The organism is Streptococcus marmotae, from assembly GCF_001623565.1.
Classification (GTDB): domain Bacteria; phylum Bacillota; class Bacilli; order Lactobacillales; family Streptococcaceae; genus Streptococcus; species Streptococcus marmotae.
The window spans coordinates 861,453-884,914 of the sequence record NZ_CP015196.1; the positions used below are offsets into that span (position 1 = coordinate 861,453).

The window sequence follows — 23,462 nt, forward strand, 5'->3', positions numbered from 1 at the left end:
AGTCTTCTTTAATTTTGAGAGGTCTTGTGGGGCCTTAGCTCAGCTGGGAGAGCGCCTGCTTTGCACGCAGGAGGTCAGCGGTTCGATCCCGCTAGGCTCCATACAACTGGAAATAGTTGTAGAGATTTGCACATTGAAAATTGAATATCTATATCAAATAGTAACAAGAAAATAAACCGAAAACGCTGTGAATTAATGAGTTTTCTAATTTGAAAGAATTAGGTTAAAAATAAGGTTAAGTTAATAAGGGCGCACGGTGGATGCCTTGGCACTAGGAGCCGAAGAAGGACGTGACTAACGACGAAATGCCTTGGGGAGCTGTAAGTAAGCGATGATCCAGGGATGTCCGAATGGGGGAACCCAACATGTAATGCATGTTATCCATGACTGTTAAGGTCATGCGAAGGAAGACGCAGTGAACTGAAACATCTAAGTAGCTGCAGGAAGAGAAAGCAAAAGCGATTGCCTGAGTAGCGGCGAGCGAAACGGCAGGAGGGCAAACCGAAGAGTTTACTCTTCGGGGTTGTAGGACTGCAATGTGGACTCAGATTTTGTAGAAGAATCTACTGGGAAGTAGAGCCAAAGAGAGTAAAAGCCTCGTATTCGAAACAGAGTCTGTACCTAGCAGAATCCTGAGTACGGCGGGACACGCGAAATCCCGTCGGAATCTGGGAGGACCATCTCCCAACCCTAAATACTCCCTAGTGACCGATAGTGAACCAGTACCGTGAGGGAAAGGTGAAAAGCACCCCGGGAGGGGAGTGAAATAGAACCTGAAACCGTGTGCCTACAACAAGTTCGAGCCCGTTAATGGGTGAGAGCGTGCCTTTTGTAGAATGAACCGGCGAGTTATGATATGATGCGAGGTTAAGTTGAAGAGACGGAGCCGTAGGGAAACCGAGTCTGAATAGGGCGAATTAGTATCATGTTATAGACCCGAAACCATGTGACCTACCCATGAGCAGGTTGAAGGTGCGGTAAAACGCACTGGAGGACCGAACCAGGGCACGTTGAAAAGTGCTTGGATGACTTGTGGGTAGCGGAGAAATTCCAAACGAACTTGGAGATAGCTGGTTCTCTCCGAAATAGCTTTAGGGCTAGCGTCGATGTTAAGTCTCTTGGAGGTAGAGCACTGTTTGGGTGAGGGGTCCATCTCGGATTACCAATCTCAGATAAACTCCGAATGCCAACGAGATATAATCGGCAGTCAGACTGCGAGTGCTAAGATCCGTAGTCGAAAGGGAAACAGCCCAGACCACCAGCTAAGGTCCCAAAATAATTGTTAAGTGGAAAAGGATGTGGGGTTGCACAGACAACTAGGATGTTAGCTTAGAAGCAGCTATTCATTCAAAGAGTGCGTAATAGCTCACTAGTCGAGTGACCCTGCGCCGAAAATGTACCGGGGCTAAAACAATTTACCGAAGCTGTGGATACCTAAATATAGGTATGGTAGGAGAGCGTTCTATGTGTGGCGAAGGTGTACCGTGAGGAGCGCTGGAACGCATAGAAGTGAGAATGCCGGTATGAGTAGCGAAAGATGGGTGAGAATCCCATCCACCGTAAGACTAAGGTTTCCAGGGGAAGGCTCGTCCGCCCTGGGTTAGTCGGGACCTAAGGAGAGACCGAAAGGTGTATCCGATGGCCAACAGGTTGATATTCCTGTACTAGAGTATGAAGTGATGGAGGGACGCAGTAGGCTAACTCAACCGGACGACTGGAAGAGTCCGGCCAAGCAGTAAGGCGTGGTATGAGTCAAATGCTTATACCTATAACGTTGAGCTGTGATGGGGAGCGAAGTATAGTAGCGAAGTGAGTGATGTCACACTGCCAAGAAAAGCTTCTAGCGATGTATCATACTCTACCCGTACCGCAAACCGACACAGGTAGTCGAGGCGAGTAGCCTCAGGTGAGCGAGAGAACTCTCGTTAAGGAACTCGGCAAAATGACCCCGTAACTTCGGGAGAAGGGGTGCTCAGTTAGACTGAGCCGCAGTGAATAGGCCCAAGCAACTGTTTATCAAAAACACAGCTCTCTGCTAAATCGTAAGATGATGTATAGGGGGTGACGCCTGCCCGGTGCTGGAAGGTTAAGAGGAGGGTTTAGCGGTAACGCGAAGATCTGAATTGAAGCCCCAGTAAACGGCGGCCGTAACTATAACGGTCCTAAGGTAGCGAAATTCCTTGTCGGGTAAGTTCCGACCCGCACGAAAGGCGTAATGATTTGGGCACTGTCTCAACGAGAGACTCGGTGAAATTTTAGTACCTGTGAAGATGCAGGTTACCCGCGACAGGACGGAAAGACCCCATGGAGCTTTACTGCAGTTTGATATTGAGTGTCTGTACCACATGTACAGGATAGGTAGGAGCCTAAGAGATCGGGACGCCAGTTTCGATGGAGGCGTTGTTGGGATACTACCCTTGTGTTATGGCCACTCTAACCCGGATAGGTGATCCCTATCGGAGACAGTGTCTGACGGGCAGTTTGACTGGGGCGGTCGCCTCCTAAAAGGTAACGGAGGCGCCCAAAGGTTCCCTCAGATTGGTTGGAAATCAATCGTAGAGTGTAAAGGTATAAGGGAGCTTGACTGCGAGAGCAACAACTCGAGCAGGGACGAAAGTCGGGCTTAGTGATCCGGTGGTTCCGCATGGAAGGGCCATCGCTCAACGGATAAAAGCTACCCTGGGGATAACAGGCTTATCTCCCCCAAGAGTTCACATCGACGGGGAGGTTTGGCACCTCGATGTCGGCTCGTCGCATCCTGGGGCTGTAGTCGGTCCCAAGGGTTGGGCTGTTCGCCCATTAAAGCGGCACGCGAGCTGGGTTCAGAACGTCGTGAGACAGTTCGGTCCCTATCCGTCGCGGGCGTAGGAAATTTGAGAGGATCTGCTCCTAGTACGAGAGGACCAGAGTGGACTTACCGCTGGTGTACCAGTTGTCTCGCCAGAGGCATCGCTGGGTAGCTATGTAGGGAAGGGATAAACGCTGAAAGCATCTAAGTGTGAAACCCACCTCAAGATGAGATTTCCCATAACGTTCAGTTAGTAAGAGCCCTGAGAGAAGATCAGGTAGATAGGTTGGGAGTGGAAGTTGTGTGAGCAATGGAGCGGACCAATACTAATCGCTCGAGGACTTATCCAAAGAAAAAAAGATTCAACGAGCTTACAGCGTAAGGAAGACTTGTGACGAATTGATATGATATTCAATTTTGAGTGTGTAAATACTCAGAAGATAGTTAAGTGACGATAGCCTAGGAGATACACCTGTACCCATGCCGAACACAGTAGTTAAGCCCTAGAACGCCGGAAGTAGTTGGGGGTTGCCCCCTGTGAGATATGGTAGTCGCTTAGCTATTATCCGCCATAGCTCAGTTGGTAGTAGCGCATGACTGTTAATCATGATGTCGTAGGTTCGAGTCCTACTGGCGGAGTAAAGAGATATCTTTAATTTATTTTATGGTCCGTTGGTCAAGGGGTTAAGACACCGCCTTTTCACGGCGGTAACACGGGTTCGAATCCCGTACGGACTATAAAGTTGGAGGATTACCCAAGTCTGGCTGAAGGGAACGGTCTTGAAAACCGTCAGGCGTGTAAAAGCGTGCGTGGGTTCGAATCCCACATCCTCCTTTTAAATAATAGTATCGCGGGATGGAGCAGCTAGGTAGCTCGTCGGGCTCATAACCCGAAGGTCGTAGGTTCAAATCCTGCTCCCGCAATTTGATTGTGGACTTGGCTCGGTAGCTCAGTTGGTAGAGCAATGGATTGAAGCTCCATGTGTCGGCGGTTCGATTCCGTCTCGCGCCATTAAATTAATATTTAGGAAGGGTAGCGAAGAGGCTAAACGCGGCGGACTGTAAATCCGCTCCTTCGGGTTCGGGGGTTCGAATCCCTCCCCTTCCATACCTTTACGGGCATAGTTTAAAGGTAGAACTAAGGTCTCCAAAACCTTCAGTGTGGGTTCAATTCCTACTGCCCGTGTTATATTATGGCGGGTGTGGTGAAGTGGTTAACACATCAGATTGTGGCTCTGACATTCGTGGGTTCGATTCCCATCACTCGCCTATTTTATTATTGGGGTATAGCCAAGCGGTAAGGCAAGGGACTTTGACTCCCTCATGCGTTGGTTCGAATCCAGCTACCCCAGTTATCATATATTAGCCGGCGTGGCGGAATTGGCAGACGCGCTGGACTCAAAATCCAGTGTCCGCAAGGACGTGCCGGTTCGACCCCGGCCGCCGGTATGGTTGATATGACAAGGTTTTTCAAACTTTGTCTTTTTCTTTCTCTGGATAGATGTCATTCTCTTCGTTGTTGATGTGAGCTTCTCTGAGAGTGATGAAAGAATAAGGAATTATGTAATACTTAACAAAAATCAAATTCTGATGTATCATAGTCCTATGAACGCTACACAAGAACAAATCACAGAACTCAAATCAGCTCTCAAGGCTAAACACCTCTCTGCCTATCACAAACGGATTCAAGCGGTCTATTTACGCTCTCAAAAGTTGACCTACAAGGCCATTTCTGACTTAATCGGTTTATCTCATGATACGATTTGGCGTTTGGTGAAAAAATATGAACAAGAAGGCCTCTCTGCCCTTACCCATGATGCACGAGGGGGGCGTCATCGTTCTTATCTTACTTACGAAGAAGAAAAAGCATTCTTAGAAGAACAGTTTGTTGGTAGTGCTTCAGACCAATTTGTCACTATTGCAGAAATGCACGAGGCTTATCAAACTAAAATTGGGAAACAAACGACGCGAGAAGGGTTTTATGCACTGTTGAAGCGTCACGGTTGGCGCAAAGTAACACCAAGACCTGAACACCCTAAAAAGGGCAGATGCCAAAACGATTTTGGCGTCTAAAAATAAAATATACCTTCAAGAAGACGAGAAAGCGCTTTAAGAAGGCTCTATAATATCTGTAGTGGGTACGCCCGCCACAGAGATTATGGAGCCTTTTTCAGTGTAGAAAAAAAGTCCCATATGACCTATAATGAAAAGCGACAAAAATATCATTTAGAAAGACTCATATGGAACAACTAAATCTTATCACAAATTTTCTCAAAATGAAAGACAAAAATATCACTATCACTAATGAATGCGACATGGGAACACACTTAGAACTCCACGGTCGCTTGGATTACACAGCCCCTAAATGCCCTTCCTGCAAGGGACAAATGGCTAAGTACGACTTCCAGAAAGCCTCTAAAATCCCCTACTTAGAAACTGCTGGCTACCCGCTACTTATCCGCCTTCGAAAGCGTCGTTTCAAGTGCAAGGAATGTGGGAAAATGGCGGTCGCTGAAACTCCTATTGTTAAGAAAAACCATCAAATCTCTGTCGATGTCAACCAGAAAATCGCACAATTACTCATCGAAAAGCAAGCAATGACACATATCGCACACAGACTCTCCATTTCTACATCTACAGTTATTCGAAAACTCAATGAGTTTAAATTTGAAACGGATTGGGATAAGCTTCCAGAAGTCATGTCCTGGGATGAGTATGCCTTCAAGAAAGGGAAAATGAGCTTTATCGCTCAAGATTTTGACACAAATAACATCATCGCTATCCTTGATGGAAGAACGCAAGCAACCATCCGAAATCACTTTCTGAGATACCCTAGACAGGTCAGAAACCGCGTTAAAATCATCATTATGGACATGTTTAGCCCCTATTATGTCCTCGCTAAGAAGCTTTTTCCGAATGCCAAAATAGTGCTTGATCGCTTCCACATTTTGCAACATCTCAGCCGTGCTATGAACCGTCTCAGCATACAAATCATGAAGCAATTCGACAGAAAATCGCATGAATACAAAACGCTCAAACGATACTGGAAACTGGTACAACAAGATAGCCGTAAACTCAGTGACAAGCGGTTTTACCGCCCTACATTTCGCATGCACTTAACCAACCAGGAGATTGTCGCTAAACTGATAGGCTATTCTCAAGAACTGAGAGAACACTACGAGCTCTATCAACTACTGCTTTTTCACTTCCAGGAGAAGCAAGCTGACCAGTTTTTTGGACTTATCCAAGACGCTCGGCAGACTGTCGACCCGATTTTCCAGACCGTATTTAATACCTTTTTGAAGGACAAGGATAAGATTCTCAACGCCATGGAATTGCCTTACTCAAATGCCAAACTTGAGGCGACGAATAATCTCATCAAAGTCATCAAACGCAATGCCTTTGGCTTTCGAAACTTTGAAAACTTTAAAAAGCGGATTTTCATTGCTTTAAACATAAAACGAGAGAAGACCAATTTGGTCCTCTCTAGGTGTTAGCTTTTCATCTACCCACTACAGTTGACAAAGAGCCTTTAAGAATAGTAGACGCTACCAGAAGGTCAGACTCATGTATCAAGATGAAGCAGGATTCGGACGGATTAGTAAAATTGGGAAGTCTTGGGTGCCAAAAGGAGTACGACCTCATGTTCACAGCCACTATATTCGAGAATATCGCTACTGCTATGGAGCTGTTGATGCCCATACGGGGGAATCTTTCTTTATCATTGCTGGGGGTGTAACACCGATTGGATGAATGAATTTTTAAGACAACTGTCTCAAGCCTACCCTAATGACTACATTTTACTCGTGATGGATAACGCCGTATGGCATAAATCACGGACGTTAGAGAAACCTGCCAACATTGGCTTTGAGTTCATTCCACCTTATACCTCTGAGATGAATCCCATTGAACAAGTCTGGGCTGAGATTCGTAAGAGAGGTTTCAAGAATAAGGCCTTTAAGACGCTTGACGATGTCATTAGCAAGCTGCAAGAGGTGATTCAACGTCTGCATTGGTCTGTGTTAAAACCCATTGTTCATAGAAATTGGCTCTTTTCAGATTTTGATGTTAAATGAGTATAAAATGAGTTTCGAATGAAAATGAAATGAAAAATACTTGATTTTTTTTATTTTTATGATAAAATTAACTAGTTAATTAAGTGATTAAGGATTGGTATATGAGATGGAACAATTAGCTCATCAGATTGATCGGAGTTTACATGAGATTATACTGAGTTCGGAGAATCAGTTAGAGATTTTAGTGGGGACTTGTCAAAGTGAAATGCATTTGACGAATACTCAAGAGCATATTTTGATGTTGATTGAAAATAATGCGTTTACGAATAAGGAAATCGCAAAACAATTGAACGTTAGTCAGGCTGCCATTACAAAGGCGATTAAGGCCTTGATTGCTCAAGACTTATTAGTGGCTGTTCGGGACAGTCGAGATGCGAGAATTGTACGGTATAGCTTGACAGATGTCGCTAAGCCAATTGCCGCAGAACATGCACATCACCATGCTCACACACTAGCCTCTTATGAGGAATTGGTTGGTCATTATTCAGAAGAAGAGCAAGTGATTATTGGTCGTTTTTTGACTGATTTAGTAAAAAAGATTCGGAAGGAAATATGAGATATATTACAGTAGAGGATTTATCGTTTGTATACGATCAAGAGCCTGTTTTAGAACATATCCATTATCATCTAGATAGTGGAGAATTTGTGACATTAACAGGTGAAAATGGAGCAGCAAAGACTACCTTGATCAAAGCTACTTTAGGTATTTTAAAGCCAAGGAAGGGAAAGGTCACGATTTCAGAGACAAGTATTGCTGGGAAAAAGTTAAGAATGGCCTATTTGCCTCAGCAGATTGCAAGTTTTAACGCTGGTTTCCCAAGTACAGTTTATGAATTTGTTAAATCAGGACGCTATCCTCGGCAAGGGTGGTTTCGACGGTTGACAAGCCATGATGAGGAGCACATTCGGACGAGTTTAGAGTCTGTTGGGATGTGGGAGCACAAGGACAAGCGACTTGGTTCCTTGAGTGGTGGTCAGAAGCAACGGGCGGTGATTGCTCGCATGTTTGCCTCAGATCCGGATATTTTTATTTTGGATGAACCGACAACAGGGATGGATAGTGGGACGAAGGCCGCTTTTTATGAGTTAATGCACCATAGTGCGAAAAAGCATGGGAAATCTATTTTGATGATTACACATGATGCGGATGAATTACGCAACTATGCTGATCGAAATATTTATCTTGTACGAGATCAAGCCTCTCCTTGGCGTTGTTTTAATGTGCATGATAGGAAAGAGGGGGTAACGCATGGGTAATGTGCTCGATTTTTCGATATTTCATTATGAATTTATGCAACGAGCTTTTCTAGCCATTATTGCGATGAGTTTATTTTCCCCTATATTAGGTGTGTTTCTGATTTTGCGCCGTCAGAGTTTGATGAGTGATACACTCAGTCACGTATCGTTAGCTGGGGTGGCTTTTGGACTTGTTTTGGGAATCTCCCCTACGGTTTCGACAATCTTGATCGTCATTATCGCAGCAATCTTTTTAGAATACTTACGAACCTTATATAAGAGTTTTATGGAGATTGGAACAGCTATTCTGATGTCAACCGGTCTTGCTGTTTCCTTGATTGTCATGAGTCGTTCAGGTGGTAAGAGTAGCTTGAGTTTAGAGCAATATTTGTTTGGGTCAATCGTGACCATTAGTCAAGAACAGGTGATTGCCTTGTTTGCGATTGCAGCGGTTGTATTAATCTTGACCTTGCTCTTTTTACGACCTATGTATATTTTGACCTTTGATGAAGATACAGCTTTTGTAGATGGGCTACCTGTTCGCGCTATGTCTATTGCCTTTAATGTGGTGACAGGGGTCGCTATTGCGCTCATGATTCCAGCAGCAGGGGCTTTACTGGTTTCAACGATTATGGTTTTGCCCGCTTCGATTGCCCTTCGTCTAGGAAAAAGCTTTAAAATGGTAATTGGAATTGGAATGCTGACTGGATTTGTGGGAATGCTTTCTGGTTTGTTTATGTCTTATTATGCAGAAACACCAGCTAGTGCCAGTATCACCCTAATTTTTATTGGGATTTTTTTACTTGTCAATTTGGCAAATAAATGGAAAAGATAGGAGAAATAATGAAAAAAGTTTTAGTAGCGATGATGGGGGTCTGTCTTATTTTGTTAGCAGCATGTGCTTCCAAGACTGAATCTGCTAAGAAGAATCTTCAAATTGTAACGACCTTTTATCCGGTCTATGAATTTACCAAGCAAGTAGTTGGGGATGAGGCTGATGTTTCTCTCTTGGTAAAAGCAGGGACAGAACCACATGATTTTGAACCTTCAGCCAAGAATATTGCAGAAATTCAAGAAGCGGATGTTTTTGTCTATGAAAATGAAAATATGGAAACATGGGTACCAGATGTGTTGGCGTCTGTTGATACTAAAAAAGTCAATGTGATTAAGGCGACAGAAGGAATGCTTCTCTTACCTGGTGGTGAGGAAGAAGAGGATCATGATCATGGAGAAGAAGGTCATCATCATGAATTCGACCCTCATGTTTGGTTGTCACCAGAGCGAGCTGTTCATCTTGTAGAGGCGATTCGTGATGGTTTGGTTGCTAAATACCCAGACAAAAAAGAAGTATTTGAAAAGAATGCAGCTGCCTATGTGCAAAAATTAGAAGCGTTGCATGCAAATTATCAAAAGACCTTGTCAAATGCTAAACAGAAGTATTTTGTGACTCAACATACAGCCTTTGCCTATCTAGCATTGGATTATGGTTTGAAGCAGGTATCTATTACAGGAGTATCTGCGGATCAGGAACCAACTCCGTCTCGTTTGTCAGAGTTAACGAAATATATCAAACAGTATGGGATTAAGTATATTTACTTTGAAGAAAATGCTTCAAAAGCAGTAGCTGAAACCCTGTCAAAAGAAACAGGTGTGGAATTGGCAGTTTTAAATCCATTGGAAAGTTTGACAGATGAAGATGTGAAAAATGGAGCAGATTATCTTTCAGTCATGGAAGAAAATTTGAAGGCCTTGGAAAAAACAACGAGTCAAGCTGGGCCAGAGATTCAACCAGAAGCTGGGGAAGAAGCAACAAAGACAGTCTATGCAGGTTATTTTGAAGATAATGCTGTTAAAGACAGAACCTTGTCGGATTATGTGGGAGAATGGCAGTCCGTGTATCCGTATCTAGTCGATGGTACTTTTAACCAAGTCTTTGATTATAAGGCGAAATTAAGCGGTCAAATGACAGCAGAAGAATACAAGGCTTATTATGATAAAGGTTATAAGACAGATGTTGAACAAATCAACATCACAGACGATACCATGGAGTTTGTCGTCAAAGGGCAGTCTGAAAAGTATACTTATAAATATGTTGGTTACAAAATTTTGAACTATAAGAAAGGAAATCGTGGGGTTCGTTTCTTGTTTGAAGCGACCGAAGCCAATGCAGGACGTTTCAAGTATGTTCAGTTTAGTGACCACAATATTGCACCGGTAAAAACAGGTCATTTCCATATCTACTTTGGTGGAGAGAGTCAAGAAAAATTACTGGAAGAATTGGATAATTGGCCGACCTATTATCCAGATGAGATGACAGGTCTTGAAATCGGTCAAGAAATGCTATCGCATTAAGATGCTAAAAGGAGCTAACGTGTGTTTAGCTCTTTTTTACATTATGTAAGAGGGAATGGTTGACATTTTTTGACTACAAGCGTAAACTTTAAAAGAAAGGAGGTGCTGTAATGGAACAAATGATATCAGCTGCGGAGTGGCAGGTAATGCGTGTGATTTGGGCTCATCCAGGGTATACCTCGAGTCAGATTCTCTCGGCTTTACAAGAAGGATTTGACTGGCAGGTTTCGACTGTTAAGACGCTCTTAGGCCGGTTGCGGAAAAAATCCTATTTGGAGATGAAAAAAGTGGGAGGCCAATATTACTACTATCCTTTAGTAGAGGAAAGGGGGCATGTGCAGCGACAGCTTCAGGTGTTGCTAGATACTATGTGTTCTACTAGGCATGGCGAGTTGGTTAGCCAGCTCTTAGAAATGGGACAGTTTTCGCGTTCAGATTTACAGAGCCTAGGAGAACGAATCGCTCAACAAGAATCATCAGCACCAGAACAAATTGCCTGTCATTGTTTAGCAGGTCAGTGTACTTGTCATCATCATAAGGAGAATACCCATGCAAAAAATTAAGTTAAGCAATCTATCATGCCAAAATTGTGTCAGACATGTAAAAGATCATTTTCAGGCCATGTCTGGTGTAGAGGAAGTATCGATTGATTTAACACATCAAATCGCAACAGTCGCGACAAGCGTTAGCCATGCGCTATCTGATTATCAAGCAAGCCTTGCTGATACGGTTTATGAAGCGCTTGAGATAGTGGACTAAGAAAAAGCCATAATCAACAGATGTTATTCTGCTGATGTCATGGCTTTTTATAGTGAATTGAATAAAGGTTAGGACATCGTTCAGTCGCTTTGATGAACGCCAGTTCTATCTGCAGCTCCTTGCCTTGTCCTATTCCTTTCTCAATCCACTATATTTGTTAGTGTTTAGTTGGTGAACGAAGTCTTCTAATGGTATGATTTGTTTCTGAACTTCAATTCTATCCCAAAACCCGTCCTCTTTTTGCCGTGGGATAAGATGGGAATGAAAATGTGTCCCCTCGTCCATTAGATTTTTGTCATTGCGTAGAAGAGTGACACCGTCAATGGGGAGTATCTCCTCCATAAGAGTGATCATCTCTTGCTCTAGCTCTGCTAGCTCATGAAGAAGGGGCAAGGGGAGTTCAGACAGGCTGGTAAAATGGTCTTTACTGATTATCAAGAGGTGCCCTGTCTGAATGGGGTCTATATCCCAAACTAGTTTGAAATGTCTGCTCTGATACAGAATGGCTTCCTCTGAAATATTGCGACAAAAGATACAAGGCATAATCTGCTCCCTTTTTTAAGATGAGATAGTAAAAACTGAGAGCAGGTCCCAGTTTTTATGGTTAATAGGTAACAACGAAATATTTTTTCTTACCACGGCGGATAACGGTCAATTCGTTTTCGAGTTTGTCAGCATCTGTCAATGCATAGTCAAGATCCTGTACGCGGTCTCCGTTAATGTAAATCGCACCATTTTGAACATCTTCACGAGCTTGACGCTTAGAATTCACAACACCTGCCGTCACAAGGAGTTCGACAATGTTGAGGCTATCCTCTGCTGTTACAGTGTAGTTTGGTACGCCACGAAGTCCTTGTTTGAGTTCTTTGACAGAAAGTTTTTTGATATTTCCTGCAAACAGTTGCTCAGTAATGTTTAGTGCTTCTTTGTAAGCTGCTTCACCGTGAACCAAGGTCACCACTTCACGGGCAAGGATTTTTTGGGCTAGGCGTTCATGAGGTGCTGCTTCAAATTGTTTTCGGATTTCTTCGATTTCGTCAAGTGGTAAGAAGGTGAAAATTTTCAAGAAACGAACAGCATCGGCGTCCATGACATTCATCCAAAATTGGTACATTTCGTATGGTGAAGTCTTATCAGCATTGAGCCAAACAGCGTTTCCTTCTGATTTTCCGAATTTTTTACCAGTTGCATCGGTAATGAGTGGCACAGTGATGACATGGCCAGTCTTGTCTGCCTTACGGCGGAGCAATTCAGTTCCGGCAGTCATATTGCCCCACTGGTCACTTCCGCCAATTTGGAGAGTGACGTTATGCAGGCGATTGAGTTCATAGAAGTCAAAGCCTTGCATGATTTGGTAGGCAAATTCTGTGTAGGAAATCCCTGTTTCAATCCGCTTTTTCACTGATTCCTTACTCATCATGTAGTTGACCGTGAAGTATTTTCCGATGTCACGCAAGAAATCAATAAAGCTGATGCTCGCGAACCAATCGTAGTTGTTGGTCATGACAGCCTTGTTGTCCCCATTTTCAAAATCAAGGAAACGTTCTAGTTGGGCTTGGATACTTTTCACCCAGCTATCCACTGTATCTTTTGTTTGCAAGCTCCGTTCGGTATCTTTGAAAGAAGGATCGCCAATCAGACCAGTTGCTCCTCCCACGAGTGGGTAAGGTTTGTGACCAGCTAGTTGCAAGTGACGGTTGACAATAATTGGGACCAGGTGTCCTAAATGTAGGCTGTCGGCAGTGGGATCGTAACCTGTATAATAAGAGACTTGACCCTCTTCTAAGGCTTTTCGTAAAGCATCTTCATCTGTGGTTTGAAAAACCAAGCCACGTTCTTTTAGCTCATCAAAAATGTGCATGTCTCTTCTCCTTTTTAAGTTTTTTCGTTAGCTTCCATTGTACCATATTTTGGGGACAATCGTGTAAGAAAATTTCGTAAAATACGAAAAAATGTGATAAAATAAGGAGAATAAGGAGTTTTGTATGACGACTAAATTACCGAAGAAAAAAGAAGAAACAAAAGAAAATGTTTCTTTGACAATCAGAGATATAGCTGGAATCGGTCTGCGCACGTTAAAATTGTTAGTGGATTTTGGAGCTATTTTATTATTCTTACTTGGAGTGCTGGGGACAGGTCTTGGTTTGGGGTATGTTGCCAGTTTATTTGATAAGGTGGAAGTACCTGACTCTACAGACTTGGTCAAGCAGGTGACGGCAGTTAGCCGTATTTCAAAAGTGGTTTATGCAGATGGAAGTATGATTTCAGAAGTCAATTCGGATTTGCTTCGTCTTCCTGTCGAGAGTGATGCTATTTCAGATAATGTGAAACATGCTGTTATTGCAACTGAGGATGCAACTTTTGAAAGCCATGATGGTGTAGTTCCTAAGGCGGTCTTGCGAGCAGCGCTTGGTTCTGCAGGAGTTGGATCATCAAGTGGCGGTTCGACATTGACTCAACAGTTGATTAAGCAGCAGATTGTCGGGGATGCACCGACCTTTAGTCGAAAGGCTAATGAAATTATATCAGCTCTCGCCTTAGAGCGGACGATGAGCAAGGAAGAGATTTTAACGACCTATCTAAATGTTTCTCCTTTTGGGCGGAACAATCAAGGGCGCAACATAGCAGGGGTTGAGGCTGCAGCTAAGGGTATTTTTGGAAAATCGGCTAAGGAGTTGACCGTTCCTCAGGCAGCTTTTATCGCAGGTTTGCCACAAAGTCCAATTGTTTATACGCCCTATTCTGCTACAGGTGGGTTTAAGTCGGATGAAAATATGGCTTATGGAATTGCTCGGTCAAAAGAAGTCTTGTACAACATGTACCGCACAGGGTATTTGACACAAGAAGATTATGATACCTATGTGGCCTATGATATAAAACAGGATTTTATTGCACCAGCACCCGTGACGAAGGATACGAAAGACTTTCTTTACTATGCGGTGATGGAAGAAGCTCAAGAAGCCATGTATCAGTATCTGGTCAAGCGAGACAAGGTGTCTGATAATGATTTAAAAAATGACAAGACAGTTGCGGCCTACGAGGAATTGGCGCAGCAAGAATTGAGTCAAGGTGGGTATACTGTAACGAGTACCATCGATAAGACCATTTACCAGACGATGCAAAATATCGTTGCAACCTATGGATATATCTTAGATACGGGACCTGGTTTTGTTGAAACTGGAACGGTTCTGTTGGACAATAAAACCGGAGCTATTCTTGGATTTATCGGCGGTAGAGATTACACGAACAATCAAAACAACCATGCGCTTCATACAAAGCGCTCGCCGGGTTCAACGGTTAAGCCTTTTTTGGCTTACGGAGTGGCGATTGATCAAGGAATGATGGGCTCAGCTAGTGTATTATCCAATTATCCGACAACCTTTTCTGATGGCATGCAGATCATGCACGGTACGAGCAGAGGGACGGGGAAGATGAATTTGCAAGAGGCGCTCAATGTGTCCGCAAATATTCCTGCCTTTTGGACCTACAAAATGTTGCGGAATGCAGGTGTCAATGTCAAGTCTTATATGGACAAAATGAACTATGACATTGATTTATATGACATTGAAAGTTTACCACTAGGTGGTGGTATTGAGACGACAGTTGCAGACAATACAAACGCATATCAAGCATTGGCAAATGGTGGAGTATACAATAAACATTACATCGTTGAAAAAATTACAGCGCATGATGGAACAGTAGTGTATGAGCATGAAGCGAAACCTGTTCAAGTCTACTCAAAAGCGACAGCAAGCATTATGACGAATTTGCTTCATGGTCCAATTACCTCTGGAATCACAACTAGCTTCTTGAGTCGATTATCAGGAATCAATCCACAAGCGGCTAGCAGTGATTTGATTGGGAAAACAGGTACGAGTAATGATTATGTTGATATTTGGCTGATGCTTGCGACACCGCAGTTTACAATTGGAACGTGGGCTGGAAATGATGAGAATTTAGAGATGGATTCTTTGTCCAGTTATAACAACAATGCCCAGTATATGGCTTATCTCATGAGTGCCTTGCATCAGGTCAATCCTTCGCTATTTGAAGGTCGTTTCCAGTTAGATGACAGCGTGGTGGCCTCTAGTGTACTTGCTTCAACAGGACAACGACCAGCTAGTGTGCAGGTCAATGGCGTAACCATTACCCCTCCAGGCCCACTTGTTACAAGTTACTGGGCGAAGAATGGCGCTCCTACAACAGATTATCGCTTTATGATTGGTGGGACAGAAAGTGATTATTATCAGGCTTGGAGTAGCTTGTTACCGCCGCCTCCAAGTTCAAGTAGCAGTACAAAACGTTCTTCTAGTCGTTCTTCGACTGAGTCGACTGCTTCATCGTCGCAGTCGACCACCGTTCCAGGTAGCAGTTCAAACCCATAGGCCAACGAAATATGTCATCAGCTAGGGGAACGATTCCGTTTGAGGACTATTCCTCTAGCTGATTTTTTGCTGACTAAATTCTCAGAGTAAGTTCTACCTTATTTTTCTGTCTCAGTCTAACTTCTCGTTTTTTATCACACCTAGAACTTACCCTGAGATTTTACGCTGGCGTAAAGAACTGGGTGAAACAGTTGAAAAAAGCATGAAAATAGTGTATAATGTATTTAAATTATTTGTCGTGTGTTTTGTCTGAAATATTGTCCAGGCAAGGCTTGCAGCAGTTAAATCGGGCTTAGTTAAGGAAGATTTAGCTGCTCTTTTTGTGCTTATTTTTGGTATCTAAAAGCAATTGTCATCAATTCTTAAAGATTCTAAAAATTCAGACAAAACGACAATGTATGGTCTTATTAGCTAGACCTAGAGAAAAAAGAAGGAGTTAAAAACTTGGCAGGACATGAAGTTCAGTACGGCAAGCACCGTACCCGTCGTAGTTTTTCAAGAATTAAAGAAGTTCTTGATTTACCAAATTTGATTGAAATTCAAACTGACTCATTCAAAGAATTTTTGGATCACGGTCTGAAAGAAGTTTTTGAAGATGTACTTCCAGTATCCAACTTTACAGATACAATGGAACTGGAATTTGTTGGTTATGAATTAAAAGAACCAAAGTATACCTTAGAAGAAGCACGTATTCATGATGCGAGTTACTCAGCGCCAATCTTTGTGACCTTCCGTTTGATTAACAAAGAGACAGGTGAAATTAAGACACAAGAAGTCTTCTTTGGTGAGTTCCCAATTATGACTGAAATGGGAACCTTTATCATCAATGGTGGTGAGCGGATTATTGTTAGTCAGCTCGTGCGTTCTCCAGGTGTTTACTTCAATGATAAGGTTGATAAAAATGGGAAGATTGGCTATGGTTCAACCGTTATTCCAAACCGTGGTGCCTGGTTAGAGCTAGAGACAGACTCAAAAGACATTGCCTACACACGGATTGACCGTACTCGTAAGATTCCATTTACAACTCTTGTTCGTGCACTTGGATTCTCAGGTGATGATGAAATCTTTGACATCTTTGGTGATAGTGAGCTAGTGCGCAATACCATTGAAAAAGATATTCACAAAAACCCAGCTGACTCACGTACAGATGAAGCCTTAAAGGAAATTTATGAACGTCTTCGTCCAGGTGAACCGAAGACAGCAGAAAGCTCACGTAGCTTGTTGACAGCGCGTTTCTTTGACCCACGTCGTTATGACTTAGCTCCTGTAGGTCGTTATAAAATCAACAAAAAATTGAATCTTCGTACTCGCTTGCTCAATCAAACATTGGCTGAACATGTGATTAATGGTGAGACAGGAGAAATTGTCCTTGAGGCTGGAACGGTCTTGAATCGCGATGTCCTTGAGGCTATCGAAGAACAATTTGACGAATTGAACTTGGTTGAATACAGCCCGAATGACGCTGCTGTTGTGGTAGAGCCAGTCTTGCTTCAAAAATTCAAGATTGTAGCGCCGACAGACCCAGACCGTGTTGTAACAGTTATCGGGAATGCCAATCCAGCAGAAAACGTCCGTATCATTACACCGGCAGATATCTTGGCTGAAATGAGTTACTTCTTAAACCTTGCTGAAGGTCTTGGGCGTGTGGATGACATTGACCACCTTGGAAACCGTCGGATTCGTGCGGTTGGAGAATTGCTTGCCAACCAAGTACGCATTGGTTTAACACGTATGGAGCGTAACCTTCGTGAACGCATGAGTGTGCAAGATAACGAAGTGTTAACTCCGCAACAAATTATTAATATCCGTCCTGTAACTGCTGCAATCAAAGAATTCTTCGGCTCTTCCCAGTTGTCACAGTTCATGGACCAACACAACCCGCTATCAGAATTGTCCCACAAACGCCGTCTATCAGCCTTAGGACCTGGTGGTTTGACTCGTGACCGTGCTGGTTATGAAGTTCGTGACGTGCATTATACCCACTATGGTCGTATGTGTCCGATTGAAACGCCTGAAGGACCAAATATCGGTTTGATTAACAACTTGTCTTCCTATGGACATTTGAATCGATATGGCTTCATCCAAACTCCTTACCGTAAGATCGATCGTGCGACTGGTACGGTGACAAATGAAATTGTCTGGTTGACTGCTGATGAAGAAGATGCCTATATCGTAGCGCAATCAACTTCTCCACTTGATGAGAATAACCGTTTTGTAGACAAGATTGTCATGGGACGTCATCAAGGGAATAACCAAGAATTTCCAGCAGAATCTGCGGATTTCATGGATGTGTCTCCTAAGCAGGTAGTTGCTGTTGCGACAGCATGTATTCCCTTCCTTGAAAACGATGACTCCAACCGTGCCCTCATGGGTGCCAACATGCAACGTCAGGCTGTGCCGTTGATTGATCCAAAAGCTCCTTATGTAGGAACGGGTATGGAATATCAAGCAGCTCATGATTCAGGTGCAGCAGTTATTGCCCAGCATGACGGGAAAGTTACCTATGCAGATGCAGACAAGGTTGAAGTACGCCGTGAAGACGGATCACTTGATATTTATCGCATTCAAAAATTCCGCCGTTCAAACTCAGGTACAGCTTATAACCAACGCACATTGGTGAAAGTTGGCGATACCGTTGAAAAGGGTGACTTTATCGCTGATGGACCGTCTATGGAAAATGGAGAAATGGCGCTTGGACAAAACCCAATCGTTGCCTATATGACTTGGGAAGGGTATAACTTCGAGGATGCGGTTATCATGAGTGAGCGTTTGGTGAAAGACGATGTCTATACATCTGTTCACTTGGAAGAATACGAATCTGAAACCCGTGATACCAAGTTGGGTCCTGAAGAAATTACTCGTGAAATTCCAAACGTTGGTGAAGATGCACTGAAAGATTTGGATGAAATGGGAATTATCCGTATTGGTGCAGAGGTAAAAGAAGGCGACATCCTTGTTGGTAAAGTAACTCCAAAGGGTGAAAAAGACCTTTCGGCGGAAGAACGTCTCCTCCACGCTATCTTTGGTGATAAATCTCGAGAAGTTCGTGATACTTCTCTTCGTGTGCCTCACGGTGCTGATGGCGTCGTTCGTGATGTGAAAATCTTTACCCGTGCTAACGGTGACGAATTGCAATCAGGTGTCAACATGCTGGTTCGTGTTTATATCGCTCAAAAACGGAAGATTAAGGTCGGAGATAAGATGGCGGGACGCCACGGAAATAAAGGGGTTGTCTCTCGTATCGTACCTGTTGAGGATATGCCATACCTTCCAGATGGAACACCGGTTGATATCATGTTGAACCCACTTGGGGTACCATCTCGGATGAATATCGGACAGGTTATGGAGCTTCACCTTGGAATGGCAGCTCGTAACTTGGGCATTCACATCGCGACACCAGTCTTTGACGGGGCAAGTTCAGAAGACTTGTGGTCAACGGTTAAAGAAGCAGGCATGGATAGTGATGCCAAGACTATTCTTTACGATGGACGGACAGGTGAGCCATTTGATAACCGTGTGTCTGTTGGGGTCATGTACATGATTAAACTCCACCACATGGTCGATGATAAACTTCATGCTCGTTCAGTAGGACCTTACTCACTCGTTACCCAACAACCTCTTGGAGGTAAGGCTCAATTTGGTGGACAACGTTTTGGTGAGATGGAGGTTTGGGCCCTTGAAGCTTATGGTGCTTCAAACGTTCTCCAAGAAATCTTGACTTACAAGTCTGATGATGTTAACGGTCGTTTGAAAGCCTATGAAGCCATTACCAAAGGAAAGCCAATTCCAAAACCAGGTGTACCGGAGTCTTTCCGCGTATTGGTCAAAGAATTGCAATCACTTGGTCTTGACATGCGTGTTCTTGATGAAGATGATCAAGAAGTCGAGCTCCGTGATCTTGATGAAGGCGAAGATGATGACATCATTCACGTAGATGATTTAGAAAAAGCGCGTGCAAAAGCTGCAGCCGATGCTGCCGCAGCATTTGCAGCAGAAGCCGAATCAGAAGAATAAGGATGTGCAGAAGCAGGATATGTATCTGTTTCTGCAACCTCCTCTTGTTAGAAATGAAGAAAGGGATTATTAGTGGTTGACGTAAATCGATTTAAAAGTATGCAAATCACTTTAGCTTCTCCCAATAAGGTCCGTTCATGGTCTTATGGTGAAGTTAAAAAACCTGAAACAATCAACTATCGTACACTTAAACCAGAGCGTGATGGACTCTTTGATGAAGTCATCTTTGGTCCAACAAAAGACTGGGAATGCTCTTGTGGAAAGTACAAGCGAATTCGTTACAAGGGAATCGTTTGTGACCGTTGTGGTGTAGAGGTTACGCGAGCTAAAGTACGCCGTGAGCGGATGGGGCACATTGAGTTGAAAGCACCCATTTCACATATTTGGTATTTCAAAGGAATTCCAAGCCGTATGGGCTTGACCTTGGATATGAGTCCACGTGATTTGGAAGAAGTTATTTACTTCGCTGCCTACGTAGTCATTGATCCAAAAGATACACCGCTTGAACACAAGTCTATTTTAACGGAACGTGAATACCGTGAAAAATTACGTGAGTATGGATTTGGATCATTCGTTGCGAAAATGGGAGCAGAAGCGATTCAAGACCTGTTGAAGCAAGTAGATTTGCCAACAGAAATCGCAGCTTTGAAAGAAGAATTGAAAACAGCTTCTGGTCAAAAACGCATTAAAGCCGTACGCCGTTTGGATGTCTTGGATGCCTTTTACAAATCTGGGAACAAACCTGAATGGATGATTTTAAATATCTTGCCAGTTATTCCGCCAGATTTACGCCCGATGGTTCAATTGGATGGTGGTCGCTTTGCAGCTTCTGACTTGAATGAACTGTATCGTCGTGTTATTAACCGGAACAACCGCTTAGCTCGATTGCTTGAGTTGAATGCACCAGGTATCATTGTCCAAAATGAAAAACGGATGCTCCAAGAAGCAGTTGACGCTCTTATTGACAACGGTCGCCGTGGTCGTCCGATTACAGGTCCAGGTAGCCGTCCGCTGAAATCCCTCAGCCACATGCTGAAAGGGAAACAAGGGCGCTTCCGTCAGAACTTGCTTGGAAAACGGGTTGACTTCTCAGGACGTTCTGTTATCGCTGTTGGTCCAACGCTTAAAATGTACCAATGTGGTGTGCCACGTGAAATGGCAATTGAGCTTTTCAAGCCATTTGTCATGCGTGAAATTGTTGCCCGTGAGATTGCAGGAAATGTTAAAGCAGCAAAACGCTTGATTGAACGTGGAGATGACCGCATTTGGGATATTTTAGAAGAGGTTATCAAAGAACACCCAGTGCTTCTTAACCGCGCACCGACCCTTCACAGACTTGGAATTCAGGCATTTGAGCCGGTTCTAATTGACGGTAAGGCGCTTCGCTTACACCCGCTCGTGTGTGAGGCCTACAATGCCGACTTTGACGGGGACCAAATGGCGATTCACGTACCATTGTCAGAAGAAGCACAAGCAGAAGCACGTATCCTTATGCTTGCGGCAGAACACATCTTGAACCCGAAAGACGGAAAACCGGTTGTAACACCGTCTCAGGATATGGTCTTGGGGAACTACTACTTGACCATGGAAGATGCTGGCCGTGAAGGCGAAGGAATGGTCTTTAAAGACATGGATGAAGCCGTTATGGCTTATCGCAACGGTTATGTTCACTTACATACCCGTGTTGGTATTGCGACCGACAGTCTTGACAAGCCTTGGTCAGAATCACAAAAACACAAAGTGATGATGACGACAGTTGGTAAGATTTTATTTAATGCTATCATGCCAGCTGGTTTGCCGTACCTCCAAGAGCCAAATAATGCCAACTTGACAGAGGGCACACCAGACAAGTATTTCTTGGAATCAGGATCTGATATCAAAGCTGCAATTGCGGCCTTGCCAATCAATCCTCCATTCAAGAAGAAAAATCTTGGAAATATCATTGCAGAGATCTTCAAACGTTTCCGCACAACTGAAACATCTGCCCTTCTTGACCGCTTGAAAGACCTCGGTTACTACCATTCAACGCTTGCAGGTTTGACAGTGGGAATTGCAGATATTCCAGTGATTGACAACAAGGCAGAAATCATTGAAGAATCACATGAACGTGTAGAACAAATCAAGAAGCAATTCCGCCGTGGTATGATTACTGACGATGAGCGTTATGCAGCTGTTACAGATGAGTGGCGTTCAGCGAAAGAGAAATTGGAAAAACGCTTGACGGAATCACAAGATCCAAAGAACCCAATCGTTATGATGATGGATTCTGGAGCCCGTGGTAACATCTCGAACTTCTCCCAACTTGCCGGAATGCGTGGTCTGATGTCTGCGCCGAACGGACGTATCATGGAATTGCCAATCTTGTCAAACTTCCGTGAGGGACTCTCTGTATTGGAAATGTTCTTCTCAACTCACGGAGCGCGTAAAGGTATGACAGATACGGCCTTGAAGACAGCCGACTCAGGTTATTTGACTCGCCGTCTCGTCGACGTTGCTCAGGATGTGATTATCCGTGAGGACGATTGTGGAACAGACCGTGGCTTGGACATTCGTTCGATTACTGACGGTAAGGAAATGATTGAGCCGCTTGAAGAACGTTTGCAAGGTCGTTACACTAAGAAGACAGTGAAACATCCTGAAACAGGTGCTGTCATCGTTGGTCCAAACGAATTGATTACCGAAGATATCGCGCGTGAGATTGTGAATGCTGGTGTTGAACAAGTGACTATTCGCTCTGTCTTTACATGTAATACCCGCCATGGTGTATGTCGTCATTGTTACGGTATCAACTTGGCAACAGGTGATGCGGTTGAAGTGGGTGAAGCGGTTGGTACAATTGCCGCTCAATCTATCGGAGAACCTGGAACTCAGTTGACCATGCGTACCTTCCACACGGGTGGTGTAGCCTCTAACTCAGATATCACGCAAGGTTTGCCTCGTGTCCAAGAGATTTTTGAAGCCCGCAATCCAAAAGGGGAAGCGGTTATTACAGAAATCAAAGGTGAGGTTACAGCAATTGATGAGGATGCTGCAACACGCACGAAGAAAGTCTTTGTTAAAGGTAAGACTGGCGAAGGTGAGTATGTGGTACCATTTACAGCCCGAATGAAGGTTGAAGTGGGCGACCAAGTAGCACGTGGGGAGGCGCTTACAGAAGGATCTATTCAACCGAAACGTTTGCTTGAAGTACGTGATGTCTTGTCTGTTGAGACCTATCTTCTTTCTGAAGTACAAAAAGTATACCGCAGCCAAGGGGTAGAAATCGGAGATAAACACATCGAGGTAATGGTTCGCCAAATGCTTCGTAAAGTTCGTGTCATGGATCCAGGAGATACAGACTTGCTCATGGGTACTTTGATGGATATTACAGACTTTACAGATGCCAATGCAGATGTGGTGATTGCAGGTGGTATTCCAGCGACTGCTCGTCCAGTTCTTATGGGAATTACCAAAGCCTCTCTTGAAACCAACAGTTTCTTGTCTGCGGCTTCCTTCCAAGAAACCACTCGTGTCCTTACAGATGCAGCGATTCGTGGTAAACGTGATAATCTTCTTGGCTTGAAGGAAAATGTTATCATCGGTAAGATTATTCCAGCAGGTACTGGTATGGCACGTTACCGGAATATTGAACCTCAGGCAGTTAACGAAGTTGAAATCATTGAAGATACTATTGCTGAAGAATTGGCAGAAGAACTCGTATCTGAATAAATCTTTATATAGAAAGCCTGATGAAACCCTATCAGTGCAGACTTAAAAGAGCTTGTCCAAGAATCAGGACAAGCTCTTTTCTACTAACCAAACAGGGATTCAAGACAAAATAGTTTCGAAAAGCACTAATTAGTGATAAAATAA

Annotated in this window: 13 protein-coding genes, 11 tRNA genes, 2 rRNA genes and 1 pseudogene; 25 read left to right on the top strand and 2 right to left on the bottom strand. The window is 43.7% G+C overall.

Annotated elements, in window-relative coordinates; genetic code table 11:
- The first annotated feature begins 28 nt into the window (after window positions 1–28).
- From A4H00_RS04410 to A4H00_RS04515, 22 genes and pseudogenes are all read left to right on the top strand, one after another.
- Window positions 29–101 (top strand) — tRNA-Ala (locus A4H00_RS04410).
- A 132-nt stretch (window positions 102–233) separates the two neighbouring features.
- Window positions 234–3,138, top strand: a 23S ribosomal RNA gene (locus A4H00_RS04415).
- A 94-nt stretch (window positions 3,139–3,232) separates the two neighbouring features.
- Window positions 3,233–3,348 (top strand): 5S ribosomal RNA (gene rrf, locus A4H00_RS04420).
- Between the two features lie 5 nt (window positions 3,349–3,353).
- Window positions 3,354–3,427 (top strand) — tRNA-Asn (locus tag A4H00_RS04425).
- 27 nt (window positions 3,428–3,454) lie between these two features.
- Window positions 3,455–3,526, top strand: a tRNA-Glu gene (locus A4H00_RS04430).
- Window positions 3,527–3,533: 7 nt separating this feature from the next.
- A tRNA-Ser gene (locus A4H00_RS04435) sits at window positions 3,534–3,623 on the top strand.
- A gap of 15 nt (window positions 3,624–3,638) precedes the next feature.
- Window positions 3,639–3,712: transfer RNA gene (locus A4H00_RS04440), tRNA-Met, on the top strand.
- Window positions 3,713–3,727: 15 nt separating this feature from the next.
- Window positions 3,728–3,800: transfer RNA gene (locus A4H00_RS04445), tRNA-Phe, on the top strand.
- A 15-nt stretch (window positions 3,801–3,815) separates the two neighbouring features.
- A tRNA-Tyr gene (locus tag A4H00_RS04450) sits at window positions 3,816–3,896 on the top strand.
- 7 nt (window positions 3,897–3,903) lie between these two features.
- Window positions 3,904–3,974 (top strand) — tRNA-Trp (locus tag A4H00_RS04455).
- 10 nt (window positions 3,975–3,984) lie between these two features.
- Window positions 3,985–4,057 (top strand) — tRNA-His (locus A4H00_RS04460).
- An 11-nt stretch (window positions 4,058–4,068) separates the two neighbouring features.
- Window positions 4,069–4,140: transfer RNA gene (locus A4H00_RS04465), tRNA-Gln, on the top strand.
- A 13-nt stretch (window positions 4,141–4,153) separates the two neighbouring features.
- Window positions 4,154–4,237, top strand: a tRNA-Leu gene (locus tag A4H00_RS04470).
- Between the two features lie 156 nt (window positions 4,238–4,393).
- A complete protein-coding gene (locus tag A4H00_RS04475) occupies window positions 4,394–4,861 on the top strand; it encodes a helix-turn-helix domain-containing protein (protein ID WP_167541354.1) in 468 nt (155 codons plus the stop codon).
- A gap of 167 nt (window positions 4,862–5,028) precedes the next feature.
- Complete coding sequence (locus A4H00_RS04480; protein ID WP_067087650.1) at window positions 5,029–6,285, top strand: ISL3 family transposase; 1,257 nt, start codon at window positions 5,029–5,031, stop codon at window positions 6,283–6,285.
- Between the two features lie 25 nt (window positions 6,286–6,310).
- Window positions 6,311–6,864: pseudogene (locus tag A4H00_RS04485) on the top strand (IS630 family transposase); the annotation flags it as partial.
- A gap of 106 nt (window positions 6,865–6,970) precedes the next feature.
- A complete protein-coding gene (locus tag A4H00_RS04490; protein ID WP_067087652.1) occupies window positions 6,971–7,420 on the top strand; it encodes a zinc-dependent MarR family transcriptional regulator in 450 nt (149 codons plus the stop codon).
- Window positions 7,417–8,121, top strand: a complete 705-nt coding sequence (locus A4H00_RS04495; protein ID WP_067087654.1) for a metal ABC transporter ATP-binding protein — start codon at window positions 7,417–7,419, stop codon at window positions 8,119–8,121. The genes A4H00_RS04490 and A4H00_RS04495 overlap by 4 nt, the downstream gene beginning before the upstream one ends.
- Entirely contained in the window at window positions 8,114–8,935 is an 822-nt protein-coding gene (locus A4H00_RS04500) for a metal ABC transporter permease (protein WP_067087656.1), read from the top strand. Before A4H00_RS04495 ends, A4H00_RS04500 begins: the two co-directional genes overlap by 8 nt.
- 8 nt (window positions 8,936–8,943) lie before the next feature.
- Window positions 8,944–10,452: a metal ABC transporter solute-binding protein, Zn/Mn family gene (locus A4H00_RS04505; RefSeq protein ID WP_067087658.1), complete on the top strand. Its 1,509-nt coding sequence runs from the start codon at window positions 8,944–8,946 to the stop codon at window positions 10,450–10,452.
- A 110-nt stretch (window positions 10,453–10,562) separates the two neighbouring features.
- Window positions 10,563–11,015 carry a CopY/TcrY family copper transport repressor gene (locus A4H00_RS04510; protein WP_067087661.1) on the top strand — a complete coding sequence of 151 codons (453 nt, stop codon included), beginning with the start codon at window positions 10,563–10,565 and terminating at the stop codon, window positions 11,013–11,015.
- Window positions 11,002–11,211, top strand: a complete 210-nt coding sequence (locus tag A4H00_RS04515; RefSeq protein ID WP_067087663.1) for a heavy-metal-associated domain-containing protein — start codon at window positions 11,002–11,004, stop codon at window positions 11,209–11,211. Before A4H00_RS04510 ends, A4H00_RS04515 begins: the two co-directional genes overlap by 14 nt.
- Before the next feature lie 129 nt (window positions 11,212–11,340).
- Here the strand turns inward: A4H00_RS04515 and A4H00_RS04520 are convergent, their stop codons facing one another.
- Window positions 11,341–11,757, bottom strand: coding sequence for an HIT family protein (locus A4H00_RS04520; RefSeq protein ID WP_418080454.1), 417 nt, complete (start codon window positions 11,755–11,757; stop codon window positions 11,341–11,343).
- A gap of 58 nt (window positions 11,758–11,815) precedes the next feature.
- Window positions 11,816–13,072, bottom strand: a complete 1,257-nt coding sequence (tyrS, locus tag A4H00_RS04525; RefSeq protein ID WP_067087666.1) for a tyrosine--tRNA ligase — start codon at window positions 13,070–13,072, stop codon at window positions 11,816–11,818.
- A 124-nt stretch (window positions 13,073–13,196) separates the two neighbouring features.
- Here tyrS and pbp1b point away from each other — a divergent pair, with 124 nt between their 5' ends.
- From pbp1b to rpoC, 3 genes are all read left to right on the top strand, one after another.
- A complete protein-coding gene (gene pbp1b, locus A4H00_RS04530) occupies window positions 13,197–15,596 on the top strand; it encodes a penicillin-binding protein PBP1B (protein WP_067087669.1) in 2,400 nt (799 codons plus the stop codon).
- 444 nt (window positions 15,597–16,040) lie between these two features.
- A complete protein-coding gene (rpoB, locus tag A4H00_RS04535) occupies window positions 16,041–19,610 on the top strand; it encodes a DNA-directed RNA polymerase subunit beta (RefSeq protein ID WP_067087671.1) in 3,570 nt (1,189 codons plus the stop codon).
- A 72-nt stretch (window positions 19,611–19,682) separates the two neighbouring features.
- Window positions 19,683–23,318, top strand: coding sequence for a DNA-directed RNA polymerase subunit beta' (rpoC, locus tag A4H00_RS04540; RefSeq protein WP_067087673.1), 3,636 nt, complete (start codon window positions 19,683–19,685; stop codon window positions 23,316–23,318).
- The last annotated feature ends 144 nt before the right edge of the window (window positions 23,319–23,462 follow it).